The 13228-nt window shown below is 59.2% G+C and carries 13 protein-coding genes; 11 read left to right on the top strand and 2 right to left on the bottom strand.

The genetic code is table 11. The features are described from left to right. Window positions 1-114 precede the first annotated feature (114 nt). From RDN59_RS02925 to RDN59_RS02875, 11 genes are all read left to right on the top strand, one after another. Window positions 115-546, top strand: coding sequence for a cytochrome c oxidase subunit 4 (locus RDN59_RS02925; protein WP_308606517.1), 432 nt, complete (start codon window positions 115-117; stop codon window positions 544-546). Window positions 547-1100: 554 nt separating this feature from the next. Then, complete coding sequence (locus RDN59_RS02920; RefSeq protein ID WP_374044572.1) at window positions 1101-1712, top strand: heme-copper oxidase subunit III; 612 nt, start codon at window positions 1101-1103, stop codon at window positions 1710-1712. Window positions 1713-1779: 67 nt separating this feature from the next. Then, complete coding sequence (locus RDN59_RS02915; RefSeq protein WP_029159009.1) at window positions 1780-2667, top strand: c-type cytochrome; 888 nt, start codon at window positions 1780-1782, stop codon at window positions 2665-2667. After that, window positions 2664-3884 carry a ubiquinol-cytochrome c reductase iron-sulfur subunit gene (locus RDN59_RS02910; protein WP_308606516.1) on the top strand — a complete coding sequence of 407 codons (1221 nt, stop codon included), beginning with the start codon at window positions 2664-2666 and terminating at the stop codon, window positions 3882-3884. Before RDN59_RS02915 ends, RDN59_RS02910 begins: the two co-directional genes overlap by 4 nt. Then, window positions 3884-5506, top strand: a complete 1623-nt coding sequence (locus tag RDN59_RS02905; RefSeq protein ID WP_046647943.1) for a cytochrome bc complex cytochrome b subunit — start codon at window positions 3884-3886, stop codon at window positions 5504-5506. Before RDN59_RS02910 ends, RDN59_RS02905 begins: the two co-directional genes overlap by 1 nt. Window positions 5507-6755: 1249 nt before the next feature. Continuing rightward, on the top strand, window positions 6756-7391 hold the full coding sequence (locus tag RDN59_RS02900; RefSeq protein ID WP_046648126.1) for a C40 family peptidase: 636 nt from the start codon (window positions 6756-6758) through the stop codon (window positions 7389-7391). A 158-nt stretch (window positions 7392-7549) separates the two neighbouring features. Beyond that, entirely contained in the window at window positions 7550-8620 is a 1071-nt protein-coding gene (locus RDN59_RS02895; protein WP_308606515.1) for an NlpC/P60 family protein, read from the top strand. Between the two features lie 3 nt (window positions 8621-8623). Next, complete coding sequence (locus RDN59_RS02890; RefSeq protein WP_308606514.1) at window positions 8624-9784, top strand: glycosyltransferase family 4 protein; 1161 nt, start codon at window positions 8624-8626, stop codon at window positions 9782-9784. After that, complete coding sequence (locus tag RDN59_RS02885) at window positions 9777-10733, top strand: ROK family protein (RefSeq protein ID WP_308606513.1); 957 nt, start codon at window positions 9777-9779, stop codon at window positions 10731-10733. Before RDN59_RS02890 ends, RDN59_RS02885 begins: the two co-directional genes overlap by 8 nt. 66 nt (window positions 10734-10799) lie before the next feature. Continuing rightward, complete coding sequence (locus tag RDN59_RS02880) at window positions 10800-11546, top strand: lysophospholipid acyltransferase family protein (protein WP_308606512.1); 747 nt, start codon at window positions 10800-10802, stop codon at window positions 11544-11546. 3 nt (window positions 11547-11549) lie between these two features. Next, window positions 11550-12743 (top strand): acyltransferase family protein, encoded by a 1194-nt coding sequence (locus RDN59_RS02875; RefSeq protein WP_308606511.1) that lies wholly within the window; start codon window positions 11550-11552, stop codon window positions 12741-12743. 3 nt (window positions 12744-12746) lie between these two features. Here the strand turns inward: RDN59_RS02875 and RDN59_RS12280 are convergent, their stop codons facing one another. After that, a complete protein-coding gene (locus tag RDN59_RS12280) occupies window positions 12747-12917 on the bottom strand; it encodes a hypothetical protein (RefSeq protein ID WP_374044570.1) in 171 nt (56 codons plus the stop codon). Window positions 12918-13043: 126 nt separating this feature from the next. After that, window positions 13044-13184: a hypothetical protein gene (locus tag RDN59_RS02870; protein WP_308606510.1), complete on the bottom strand. Its 141-nt coding sequence runs from the start codon at window positions 13182-13184 to the stop codon at window positions 13044-13046. Window positions 13185-13228 lie beyond the last annotated feature (44 nt).

Raw genomic sequence — 13228 nt, 5'->3', positions numbered from 1 at the left:
GTGATGATCCTTACGCAGTTACCGCCGCTTCTTTCAATTTGTTGCGCTACATCCGCGATGCCGACAACTTTGTTTTCAAGCAGAAGGCGGCATACGAAAAGGAACTGATAGAAAATGCGTGCAACATCTAAGGTCTTTTATTCCATCGCGACCTACCTCTTCGTGTCGCTCATCGTCTACATCATTGGCGTTAACTACGTCAAGGATGATGGCTACATGTACGGCACCGAGTGGGTCGGCATCGTGGGCATGGTGCTCGCTACGCTGCTCTGCCTTATGCTGGGTGGCTACCTGCACTTCACCGATAATCGTTCCGACATCGCTCCGGAAGATTGGGAAGAAGCGGAGACCGAAGACGCAGCCGGTATTCTCGGCTTCTTCTCTCCCAGCTCCATCTGGCCGCTGTGTATGACTGGTTCGATTGCGGTTCTCGGCCTCGGCATCATCTACCTCTACTTCTGGATGATTATCCTGGGCGCAGTCCTGCTCGTCGCCTCCGTGACCGGCCTGTCACTGCAGTATGGTCTTCCGAAGGAAAAGCACTAACGCTGAACCTTTCTGCCGCGCGTCCTAGCGCCACGACTTCTCACACCTCCGCCTCGTATCGGGGCGGAGGTTTTGTCGCGTTTTGGCTTCGTCGTGCCGCGGCGCAGAAAGTTCCCGAAAACGTGAAAAAATTTCTTTAAGGGTGGAGACGTGGGGGAGAGTGCGGTTGCTGAAAGGTGTCGCTGTCGGGCTCTTCTGAGAATTCCAGCACGTTAACGGCTATTTTTACGGGGGTCATCCGAAAGTTGCAGACCTGCACTTTCGCTCGCAATACCGGGTGTGATTTATCTCATGGGGGTCGGTCTGCTCGACTCTGCATCGTGCAGGGCATGCCCTTCTGCTCGGCATGTTGCCGGCTTCACAACGTGCGTTACTAAGTCGCACTACCTGCAGGGATGGGGCGTCGTAAAGCGTGCTAAAAAGTTCCCGATTGTTTACTGAAAGACATGCAGTTCTCACCCCGGGTGAAAACTGTGAAGGTCTAGGTCGGGGACTCAAAAAAATCGGGGGGAAATGAGATGACTTATGCGGTCAGACCAGCCATACTGTTATGCGTGACGAGCGTAGTTTCTAACCAAGGTATGGCAGCACCACGTGTTGCCGCGCTGAACCGACCCAACATGGTCAGCGTCGGCACCATCGTGTTCCTGTCTCAGGAATTGATGTTCTTTGCTGGACTGTTCGCGATGTGGTTCACATCGCGCGCGAACGGCCAGGAGGGTGACTGGGCTGAGCACACGGCGCACATCAACGTGCCCATGGGCTTCCTCATTACGAGTGTCCTGGTCCTTTCTTCCGTGACCTCTCAGTTCGGCGTTTTCGCAGCAGAAAGGGGTGACGTATACAAGCTCCGACTCTGGTACTCGGTAACCATCGCGTTGGGTGTTGTCTTCTTGGGCATCATGGCGTTCGAGTGGGCAGAGTTGATCATGGCAGGTGTCACTGTTCAGGCCAGCGTCTTCGGTTCGGTCTTCTACATCCTGACCGGCTTCCACGCTGCACACGTGACTGCGGGTCTGATCGCTTTCGGAATTATCTTGGCGCGAATTGCTCGCTCCAAGTTCACGCCTGCACAGGCCACCGCGGCAATGGCAGTGTCTTACTACTGGCACTTCGTTGACGTTGTGTGGATTGGCGTGTTCGTAGTCATCTACCTAGTTCAGTAGGCCGTAGTCGCCGGAGAGTAACCGGCCTACAGTCATTCATCTCCATGTACGAGTTATCTAAAGGAAAATGATGGATAACATCCAGCAGCCCGCCGCAGTGGAAGACACCACTGCCGCGGCTAAGAAGACCCGCCGTCGCCGCAAGGCGAAGCGCACGCTTGCTGGCGTCTTTGCACTGAGCATCGGGCTTACCGGCGCAGGTGTCTTGGCTTCCGCCCTGACCCCTGACGCACAGGTGGCTACTGCTGCCAAGGATGACCAGGCACTCGTTCAAGAGGGCAAGGACATCTACGAAGTCGCTTGTATCACCTGCCACGGTGCCAACCTGCAGGGTATCCAGGACCGCGGCCCGTCCCTCGTTGGTATCGGTGCCGGCTCTGTGTACTTCCAGGTGCACTCCGGCCGTATGCCGATGATGTCTAACGACGCACAGGCTGAGCGCAAGACCCCGCGTTACACCGAGCAGCAGACCCTTGCGCTGGCTGCCTATGTTGCTGCCAACGGTGGCGGCGCTGACATCGTCTACGACGAGGATGGCTCCGTAGCGCAGGAGTCCCTGCGTGGTGCCAACTACAACGGCCAGATTCAGGCCGAGGACGTAGCCAAGGGCTCCGAGCTCTTCCGCATGAACTGCGCGTCCTGCCACAACTTCACCGGTAGGGGCGGCGCTCTGTCCTCCGGTAAGTTCGCGCCGCCGCTCGACCCGGCTAACGAGCAGGAGATCTACCAGGCAATGCTGACCGGCCCGCAGAACATGCCGAAGTTCTCCGACCGTCAGCTGACTGCAGATGAGAAGAAGGACATCATCGCCTACCTCAAGTCTGCGAAGGAAACCCCGTCTCCGGCTGGTTGGTCGCTCGGCGGCCTCGGTCCGGTGGCTGAGGGCCTGGCAATGTGGATCATCGGCATCAGCCTTCTGTGCGTTGCCGCTATGTGGATTGGATCTCGCTCATGAGCAACGTAAAGAAGAATTACTCTCGCAAAGAGCTCGATGCTATGAGCAACGACGAGCTCGCAGCCCTCGGTACTGAGCTGGACGATGTTACCGTTGCGTTCCGCAAGGAGCGCTTCCCGGTAGAGGGCGATCCCGCCGAGAAGCGTGCCGTTGCAAACGTCACCTTCTGGCTCATCATCTCCGTCCTGATGGGCATTGCTTTTCTGGCCGTTTACCTCTTCTGGCCGTGGGAGTACAAGATGCTCGGCGAGGACGGCATGTGGTGGCACACCCTCTACACGCCGTTGCTTGGCCTGACCTCTGGTCTGTGCATCTTGGGCTTGGGCTTTGCCATCGTTCAGTACGTCAAGAAGATTCTCCCCGAGGAGATCTCGGTTCAGCGCCGCCATGACGGTCCTTCCGATGAAGTTGATCGCCGCACGCTGACCGCGCTGCTGAATGATTCTTGGAACACTTCGACCCTGGGTCGCCGTTCCACCATCAAGGGCCTGCTCGGCGGTGCCAGCGTGCTGTTCGGCCTGGCGGTGATTGCTCCGCTGGGTGGTGCCATCAACAACCCGTGGAAGAAGCGTCACGAATTGAACTACATGGGTGACGGCACCCTGTGGACCTCCGGCTGGACCATGCACGAGAAGGGCGTCAAGCTCTACCTCGCACGCGACACCGGTACCATCGCCGAAAAGCACGAAGGGGAGTCCGGCTCTCACTACACCACCCGTGGTGTGACCCGCCTGGTGCGTGTGCGCCCGGAGGATCTGGCTGCAGGCGGTATGGAGACTGTCTTCCCGCTGGCTGCTGAGGATGTCAACGACGGTGCAGAGTACTCCGAGGACAAGGACGTCTACGAGAACCACATGCACTCCATCCACGGTAACCGCAACGCTGTGATGCTCATCCGCCTGCGCAACGATGACGCCAAGAAGGCTATCGAGCGCAAGGGTCAGGAAGACTTCCACTACGGCGATTACTACGCCTACTCCAAGATCTGTACCCACATTGGTTGCCCGACCTCGCTGTACGAGGCTCAGACCAACCGCATTCTTTGCCCGTGCCACCAGTCGCAGTTCGATGCGTTGCACTACGGCAAGCCGGTCTTCGGCCCGGCAGCCCGTGCGCTGCCGCAGCTGCCAATTGACGTGGACGATGAGGGCTACCTCATTGCTAAGGGCAACTTCATCGAGCCTGTCGGACCTGCATTCTGGGAGCGTAAGTCATAATGAGTAACAAACTTGCACAGATGGGTAACAACATGGACGAGCGGTACTCCGCTGCCGGCGTCCTGCGTACCCAGCTCAACAAAGTCTTTCCCACTCACTGGTCCTTCATGCTCGGTGAGATGGCACTGTACAGCTTCATCATCTTGTTGCTGACCGGTATCTACCTCGCGCTGTTCTTCGACCCTTCCATTACGAAGGTCATCTACGACGGTGGATACACCCCGCTGAACGGCGTGGAGATGTCTCGCGCCTACGCAACGGCACTCGATATCTCCTTTGAGGTCCGCGGCGGGCTGTTTGTGCGCCAGATGCACCACTGGGCAGCACTCATGTTCATGATGTCCATGATTGCCCACATGCTGCGCATCTTCTTCACGGGCGCGTTCCGTCGCCCGCGTGAGGCCAACTGGATTATCGGTTGCGCGCTTATCCTGCTGGGCATGGTCGAGGGCTTCCTCGGTTACTCCCTTCCGGATGACCTGCTCTCCGGTGTTGGTCTGCGAATCATGTCCGCCATCATCCTGGGTCTGCCGATCATCGGTACCTGGCTGCACTGGGCCATCTTCGGTGGCGACTTCCCGTCCGACCTCATGCTGGACCGCTTCTACATCCTGCACGTGCTGGTTATCCCGGGCATCATCCTGGGCCTTATCGCAGCACACCTCATCATGGTATGGTTCCAGAAGCACACCCAGTTCCCTGGACCGGGTCGCGCTGAGAACAACGTCGTGGGTGTCCGCATTATGCCGGTCTTCGCCACCAAGGCAATCGGCATGGGCATGATGGTCGCCGGCGTTCTGGCGCTCATCTCCGGCCTGATGACGATTAACGCCATCTGGAACCTTGGCCCGTACAACCCATCCCAGGTTTCCGCTGGTTCCCAGCCGGATATCTACATGCTGTGGACTGACGGTGTTGCTCGTGTCATGCCGGCATGGGAGCTCTACATCGGTAACTACACCATCCCGTCTGCGTTCTGGGTTGCACTGCTCTGTGGTCTCATGGTTGTCCTGCTCTTCGCCTACCCCTTCATTGAGAAGAAGCTGACTGGTGACGACGCTCACCACAACCTCCTGCAGCGCCCGCGCGATGTCCCGGTTCGCTCCGCTATCGGTGCAGCTGCCATCGTCTTCTTCCTGCTGGTAACGTTGTCTGGTGGTAACGACCACGTGGCTCACTTCTTCCAGATCTCGCTGAATGCGATGACCTGGGTTGGCCGTATCGGTCTGATTGTGCTGCCGCCGATTGCATACTTCATGACCTACCGCATCTGTGTTGGTCTGCAGCGCTCTGACCGTGAGGTTCTGGAGCACGGTATCGAGACCGGTGTCATCAAGCAGCTGCCGAACGGTGCCTTCATCGAGGTTCACCAGCCGCTTGGTCCGGTGGACGAGCACGGCCACCCGGTGCCGCTCGAGTACGCCGGTGCTCCGGTTCCGAAGCAGCTCAACCAGCTTGGTTTGGCCGACTCCGAGACTCAGGGAATCTTCTCTTCCGATGACTCGGCTATCGTCTCCCGAGTCAACGAGATTCGCCACGAGAACCACGCTGAGGAGGCGGAGATGTTCCGTCAGCTCAACGAGGCTAACCGCCGCGAAGACGAGGAGAATGGCCGCATCTAGCGCCATCACTCGCTGAAACACGCTCACAGAGCCCGTTCCTTTCTCCATCACACAGGAGAATAGGGACGGGCTTTTGCGTTCTCATTTCCTGTTCTCATTTCCTTTTGTAGCGTTGCGGGGAAACGGGCCCTTAGAGCTGTCTAGATTCATGTGTTCTCTTCAGCCCGAGTTGGGTCATGGGTGGGTAAGCAACGGGGCTCTTGACGCTACTAACTCGTGATTTTGGGTGGGGGAGGAATTATTCTGTCTCTGCACTAAATCGGCCGAAGTCAGGTTATGACTGGCTTGGTTGAAGAAGCATGAGATCCCGCCGCGGTCACCATAGGCCTTAAACAGCCGCCACCAGCACGCTGGGTGAGCGCGAAGGGTGCTTCAAAGGAGTTCGCTAGATACAGGGCTCTTTCACGCCCGGGCGTGTAGGGCGGGTGCTCTAGGTCGCTTGCAGCTTGTGTGAGTGCATGCGATGACAGAGGAGCGGCTTGCGGGCACCGAGCTGGCTGGGAAAGCGGGCTCGTGGCCTCCACGTTGTTTACCTGTCGAGGTGTTTACCCACAGTTAACCTCCTTGTAGGTTGTCTGATGTGCGGCGATTGCGGTGCAATGCACCAACGCGGAGGTCTCTCATTTGCTCGGGGGGAGTGACGCGGTCGACATAAAACCGCAGGAGAGAACCACTTTGTTGCATGGTTTCAGGAGGGGGCAGTGGGTCAAATGGGGTCGATGTGACGGCGAGTTACATGAGTGTGATGAAGGTTACACCGTATATTTTCGGGGGCCCTTTGGGCCTTTAGGTCGGGGTAAAGGTCTAGTGGTGTGGAGTGAAAGGCCCTCTGGGTTACTGCAGGTGAGCGCAAGTATCTGCCGGTCACATGTACGTAATGAACTGGAGCCGTTGGGGGCCGTGTCGTTTAGGTTTCCATTTGATAACGGGACGGTAACGAAGCTGGTTTTGCGTTTCTGACTCGACATCGCTCGTGATGATTTCGTAACCTATTCGAGACATTGAGTTACCGCCACGGTGTACACATCACCGGTGCTCAATACGAACTGAAGATTTAAGCGCCGCGTCTGGCCCCTCCTAAACATTCGGGGGCCGAGCGGAGATGGTCCTACAGGAACGGGTCATCGTCGAACGCTAGGCCCGCCCTTGGGTTAGAGCTTTTGTTCGCGTCATGTGGAGAGCGTGCGTATGGAATGCCTTCTCCCAGTGAGCGAAAGTAGGCGCGCAGGAAGATTTGGAGTTTAAATTCGTGGCTAAGCACCGTCGTCAGGGCAACCTGAACACCCGTCGCATCGCATCCACTGCTGCTGTTGCTGCAACCGCAGCTGTTACCGTCCCGGCCGCTGCTAATGCAGCTGAGGTTGTTGTTCCGGAGACTGATATCCGTTTCGAGGTTGCTGGTCTGGAGAACGTCCCGAATATCAAGCAGCTGCCGAACATTGACCGTTACATTCCGGCCTTCAAGGCTGACCAGGGCGCTGGCTATGCCGCTGCTGTGGAGGCTCCAGTAGCTGAGGCTCCGGCACCGGCTCCGGTTCAGTCCGTGGGTGAGAAGGTTCTCGAGGCTGCTCGCTCCGCCGTCGGTTCCCCGTACGTCTATGGCGCCAACGGCCCGAGCGCTTTTGACTGCTCTGGTCTGACCTCGTGGGCTTACCGCCAGGCTGGCGTGTCCATTCCGCGCACTTCGCAGGCGCAGGCTTCCGCGGGTACCCCGGTTTCCCTCGATGCCCTGCAGCCGGGCGACATTATTGTCTACTACTCCGGTGCATCCCACGTTGGTATCTACACCGGCCACGGCACCATCATTGACGCGCTGAACTCCGGCACCCCGGTCGGCGAGCGCTCCCTGAACTACATGCCGATTCACTCCGCTGTTCGCTTCTAAGTGAACCCGGCAGTTTGTCGAACCCCTTCCACTGCTCTTGCCATGTTGATGGCGAGGGTGGGGAAGGGGTTCGGCTATTCTAGAAGCCGTTACGCTTTTGCTTGACTGAGGGTATAGTTCAGTCAGCTATTAACCTTCTCTTAGTTTCGGGGGTATTCATGTCGCGTCGTGGCATTGCGTGTGCCGTCGCTGCAATCGTTGTGGGTGCGGCTCCGGTGGTGGTGTTGTCTCCATCCGCAATCGCTCAAGAGTTCCTCCAAGAGCAACCACAAGAAGCGGCACAGGAGCAGCCATCCGAGGATTTGAACGATCTCATTGAGCGCATGGCGGACGTCGCCCAGCGCGTTTCTGCCAAGGGTGAGGAAGTCAAGGGGCTTGAGGATGAGCTCGCAGAATCGGAGAAGGAGATCGGCCAGCTGGAACGTAAGGCTGAGGAGGCGCAGCGCAAGTTCGAAGGCGCTTCCGTGGTTGTAGCTGAGCAACAGCAGCGGATCGATTCCCTGGCACAGTCGCGCTACCGCCGAAGCGCGGCGACGCCAGTGTCGGCAGCCCTTGATGCCAACGACGTAGCTAGCGCGGTCGAGCGCATGGGGTACCTGGGGGCTTTGACGAAGGCTGCCAAGCGTGAAGAGGAAGCCATGGTGGCTGCCGCCGCCGCGGCCGATGAGGCGCATCAACAGGCAGTCGATGCTACTGAGGAAGCGCGCCTCAAGCGCGACGAATTGCAGGCACAGCGCAATGCAGTTCTCAAGGAGCAGGCTGACCTGGAAGAGCAGCAGAAGGAACTCGAATCCAAGGTTGATGGCTTGAGTCCCGAGGCGCGCCAGGCATGGGTTGAGCACTTCGGTGGCTCTTCCAACCTTGATCTAGCTGCGTTGGCCGATGGTTCGGGGTCCGCCGCTGTCCAAGCAGCACTTACCCGAATTGGCGCCCCGTATGGCTGGGGTGCGACGGGCCCTGATGTGTTCGATTGTTCCGGCCTGATGGTGTGGAGCTATCAACAGATGGGGAAGAGTATCCCGCGCACCTCGCAGGCGCAGATTGCTGGCGGCACCCCAGTACCGATCGATGAACTACAGCCCGGAGACATCGTGGGCTATTACGCCGGCATTACCCACGTGGGAATGTATATCGGCGATGGTCAGGTGGTTCACGCCTCCACCTATGGCGTTCCCGTGGCGGTGGTGCCGCTTCATTCCATGCCCGTTCAAGGCGCCGTTCGCTACTAGACTATGGCGCGCACACTCCTGGTAACGAATGATTTCCCGCCCACCATCGGCGGGATTCAGTCGTACCTTCGAGATTTCTTGACAACCCTCAACTCGGAGGATGTCGTCGTCTTCGCCTCGACCCAAGATACTGACGCTGCCGAGTATGACTCGACGCTGCCGTATACCGTGGTTCGCTGGCCACGCACTATCATGCTTCCGACACCAGCCACCGCGCGCCGGATGCAGAGCCTGATTCGTGAATACGATATCGAGACCGTGTGGTTTGGAGCGGCGGCCCCGCTCGCCCTTATGGCGTCGGCGGCCCGGGCGGCGGGCGCTCGCCGGATCGTTGCCACGACGCACGGTCACGAGGTGGGCTGGTCCATGCTTCCCATAGCCCGGCAGGCCCTGCGTCGCATTGGCCAGAATGCCGATGTCATCACGTATATCTCGGACTACACGCGCACCAGGTTGGAACCCGCGTTTGGTACCCATGCGCGCTGGGTGCACCTGCCTTCCGCGGTTAATCTAGAAGACTTCACTCCGGCCACGGGTGGAGAAAAGCAGAGCGCGCGGGAGCACTTTGGCCTCGGCCCCGGCCCCGTCATCGTGTGCATCTCCCGCTTGGTTCCCCGCAAAGGCCAGGACCAGCTCTTGCGGGCGATGCCGGCTGTACGGGCACGCTTCCCGGATGCCCAGGTACTCATCATCGGCCGCGGACGCTATGAGCAGACATTGCGCGAGCTAGCGCGTCTGTACTGCCCCGACGCAGTGTTGCAGGAGGCACGGGACACCGAAGAGTTGCAGTTGGCTCTTCATGCTGCCGATGTTTTTGCCATGCCGGCGCGCACGCGGGGTGGGGGACTCGACGTCGAGGGCCTTGGCATCGTTTACCTAGAGGCACAAGCGGCGGGGTTGCCGGTCATTGCGGGCGACTCCGGTGGGGCACCGGAAACAGTAATGCCCGAGACTGGCATCGTCGTGCGCGGCTCCTCGGTTCCGGAGCTTGAGCAGGCCCTGTGCACGCTGCTTGGCGACGTCCCCGGGGCCCACCGCATGGGGGTGGCAGGGCGCCGTCACGTGGAGGAGCACTGGACGTGGGAAATCATGGGCGCCCGATTGCGTGAGGTTCTGGAATGTGATCGTGGGCAGGTCGGGGTATATCCTACTAGTCATGCTTGAACACACTTCCTCCGCTGACGGTGGCCACAGTGGCCTCACCATCGGGTTCGATATTGGTGGAACCAACTTGCGGGCCGCGGTGATTAATCCCGCCGGAGAGATTGTGGATTCGACAAGCGTCCCCACGGCCAGGGAAGCGCAGACACTCGAAGATGATATCGTTCGCTGCGTGGACAACTTGGCCGCATCCCATGACATCGAGGCCGTGGGGCTTGCCCTCGCGGGCTTTTTGGATCCCGAGTGCGAAGTTGTACGCTTCGCCCCGCATTTGCCGTGGCGTAACGCTGCAGTACGTGAGATCCTCAGCAGCCGTTTGGACGTACCGGTCCGCCTTGAGCATGACGCCAATTCAGCCGCGTGGGGCGAATGGCGCTTTGGCGCTGGGCGCGGTGCCGAAGAATGGGTCTTCTTTGCCGTGGGAACGGGCATTGGCGCCACGCTTTTTACTGAGGGAAAAATCTACCGTGGAGCTTTCGGCACCGCCCCGGAGTTCGGGCACCTTGTTGTGTCTCCGGGCGGGCGCCTCTGCCCCTGCGGCAAGCGCGGGTGCCTAGAGCGCTACGCTTCCGGAACCGCTCTGCCGGACACCTGCGCAGAGCTGCGCGGCGAGTATGACACCACCTTGCCAGAAAATCCCTCCGGCGAGGAGATCACCGCAGCAGCTAGGCAGGGCGATCCGCTGGGGATAGCTGTCATGGAGAACTTCGGTCAGTGGCTCGGGCAAGGGTTGTCCATGGTGGCAGATGTGCTCGACCCGGAGCTCATCGTGATCGGTGGCGGGGTGTCCAAGGACGCGGATTTGTACCTGGATCGGGCGCGGGATGCCATGGCTCATCAAATCGTCGGAGCCGGTCACAGGCCTCTGGCCCGAGTCGCAACCGCGAAGTTGGGATCGGCGGCAGGTATGATCGGAGTCGCTGATCTCGCACGCCAGGAGCACCGAGGTTAACACCGCACATTTTTCTTTCACCGAGCAGTACCGCTTGCTCGGCACACACAGATAGGACTATAAGCGATGCGAAACAAGTGGTACTGGGCCTTTAAGCACATCTTTTTCGGCCCGGCCCTTCGAGTGTGGAACCGCCCATGGTCCGAAGGTATGGATCGCATCCCGGAGTCTGGTCCGGCAATCTTGGTATCCTCCCATCAAGCGGTGATGGACTCCTTCTACTTTCCGCTGTTGTGCCCGCGGCAGATCACCTTCTTGGCAAAGAGCGAGTACTTCACCACCCCCGGTTTCGTTGGCCGCCTGCAAAAGTGGTTCTTTAGCTCCGTGGGGCAGGTGCCGATCGATCGCGTCAACAAGGATGCCGGGGACGCGATGCTGGTGAGCGCACAAAAAATTATGGGCCGCGGGGATCTCTTCGGTATTTACCCGGAGGGGACTCGTTCGCCCGATGGCCGCATCTACAAGGGGCGCACCGGTATGGCCCGCATCGCGCTAACCACCGGTGAGACAGTAATACCGATCGCCATGATCAACACCCGGAAGGCTAATCCAATCGGTTCGTGGGTTCCGCGTCCGGTGCGCGTCGGCATGCGCGTTGGCGAGCCCATCGACCCCCACGCATGGGCCGCTGAGCGCAACCTTGACCCGCAGGATCACGCCACCGTGCGTGCCTTCACGGACTTCGTGATGAAGCAGTTATCTGAGCTGTCCGGTGAGCCGTACGTCGACGTCTATGCCTCCGACGTGAAGGCGTCCCTGCAAGCTGGGCACGGCTACCCGGAAGGGGCCGAGCCCAGTTCGGAGGCGCGGTAGTCAGTGACTTCCTCCCTGTCTCAACGCTTAGCGTGGCCTGATGTAGCGAAAGGGATTTCCATCCTGGGCGTCGTGCTGTTGCACATCACGCTCACCGTGCCCGAATCTAGTGACACGTGGTTGGCCGCTTTCAACGTGTGGCTCGACCCACTGCGCCTGCCCCTGTTCTTTTTGGTGAGCGGGTTCTTCGCGCAAAAGGTTTTTCGCTTTAGCTTCGCAGAACTCTTCACTCGCCGCCTGTGGTACTTTCTTGTTCCTTATGTGGTGTGGATGCTGGTGGAGCAGCAGACCAAGCGCGTGGAGTACCACTGGGTATTCGGGGATCCCGTGTTCGATTTCAGCCAGATGACGGCCAGCCTCCTCGTGGGCCACTCCATGGCCTGGTTCCTTCACTCACTGATTCTGTTTAATCTTTTTCTGTGGTGCGTACGTAAGCTCCCCGGGTGGGCGGCGCTAGCGCTGAGTTTTAGCCCTATTCTGTTCATCGCATGGCAGGCGCAGTTCACTTCGATTGCGAAGGCCATCATGTTCCTTCCCGTCTTTGTCGCCGCTGCTTATTTCCGGGATGCAATCTCCGCCTTTGCTTCCGCTATCGAGGCTCCCTTCAAAGGCGAGTGGGATTACCGGAGCTTGTGGGCGTATTCCGGCATGCTTGGAGCCTATGCCATCGGCTTCTTTATCCGCCGCGCGTGGGATAATTACGCTGGGGCCGTCGAGGTCGCGTGGTTGTTGCCAGGCACGGAGGCGTTGGTGAGAGATGACGTCCATATTCTCGTGCGCATGGTAGAGCAGTTCTTCGAAGTTCCGGTGGGAATTGCAGCGGCGGTGGCCGTGTCCTATATACCGGTCCTATCCACCGGACTGCGGTTCATCGGCTCCCACACGCTGCCCATCTACCTCGGCCACCCCATTGGCCTTACCGTCCTCTATGGCTACCCCATGGCACTCAACCCACGCGAGGTAAGCCTGGCCGGTCAGTGGCCGTTGGAAAATACCTGGTTCTGGCTCAGCATGTGCTTTGTTTATTGCGCGATTGCGTCGTTGGTGTTGTGGGCCTTGGGCAAGGTGCCCGTTGTGGGCTGGACGCTGAAGCCGCCGCCGATCGGTGCGAGTAGGCGAACCACGGAACCGCCCTCGGCAGGCTTGAGTTTGAGCCAGAAACTCACTGAGACAAGGAACGCCACGACAAAGAAATAGTCGTTACCTGGAGCCTGCTGCCACCAGGACCACTCCAGTTCCAGCTGCTCGCCGTGGGGGACAAGTCAGTGGCCGCGGCCAGGCACAGCCCCGTGAGATAGCGGCATAGAGACATGCCCCGAGCGCACCGAGCGAAGCCACAGTAAGGAGGAGAGACAGTGGCCACAGCGGCATCCACGACACCAAGGCAAAGAGCGCTGCAGCAAAAGGCGGGTAAGTAAAAGGCAGCGATACTCCGTTGCCGAGAATGTAGCTTTGGGCGTAGAGATTCTCCCCACGGAGCAGGGCCTGCCCTCCCTCTCAGTAGACATCGAGGTCAACATGGTAATACGGCACAATGCCGCCGCTGTTCATCGACGCCGCAAGATGGATAGTCCCCGACACCGTTGCCAGCCCCACCAGAAGGAGAGGAAGGAGGGGCGAGGAGAGAGCTTTCTTCACGCAGTTGAGTATAGGCCCCCAGTGGCACGGCTCCTCTAGGCAGC

The sequence above is a fragment of the uncultured Corynebacterium sp. genome, from assembly GCF_902489365.1.
Lineage (GTDB): Bacteria > Actinomycetota > Actinomycetes > Mycobacteriales > Mycobacteriaceae > Corynebacterium.
The sequence above is the reverse complement of the archived record's forward strand: the minus strand, read 5'-3'. Positions and strand labels throughout refer to the sequence as shown.

Bases quoted from the DNA above. Each gene is read 5' to 3' on its own strand.
- RDN59_RS02915 (WP_029159009.1), top strand. From the start codon at position 1,780: ATGATGGATAACATCCAGCAGCCCGCCGCAGTGGAAGACACCACTGCC.
- RDN59_RS02890 (WP_308606514.1), top strand. From the start codon at position 8,624: ATGGCGCGCACACTCCTGGTAACGAATGATTTCCCGCCCACCATCGGC.
- RDN59_RS02895 (WP_308606515.1), top strand. From the start codon at position 7,550: ATGTCGCGTCGTGGCATTGCGTGTGCCGTCGCTGCAATCGTTGTGGGT.
- RDN59_RS12280 (WP_374044570.1), bottom strand. From the start codon at position 12,917: ATGCCGCTGTGGCCACTGTCTCTCCTCCTTACTGTGGCTTCGCTCGGT.
- RDN59_RS02905 (WP_046647943.1), top strand. From the start codon at position 3,884: ATGAGTAACAAACTTGCACAGATGGGTAACAACATGGACGAGCGGTAC.
- RDN59_RS02880 (WP_308606512.1), top strand. From the start codon at position 10,800: ATGCGAAACAAGTGGTACTGGGCCTTTAAGCACATCTTTTTCGGCCCG.
- RDN59_RS02885 (WP_308606513.1), top strand. From the start codon at position 9,777: ATGCTTGAACACACTTCCTCCGCTGACGGTGGCCACAGTGGCCTCACC.
- RDN59_RS02925 (WP_308606517.1), top strand. From the start codon at position 115: ATGCGTGCAACATCTAAGGTCTTTTATTCCATCGCGACCTACCTCTTC.
- RDN59_RS02910 (WP_308606516.1), top strand. From the start codon at position 2,664: ATGAGCAACGTAAAGAAGAATTACTCTCGCAAAGAGCTCGATGCTATG.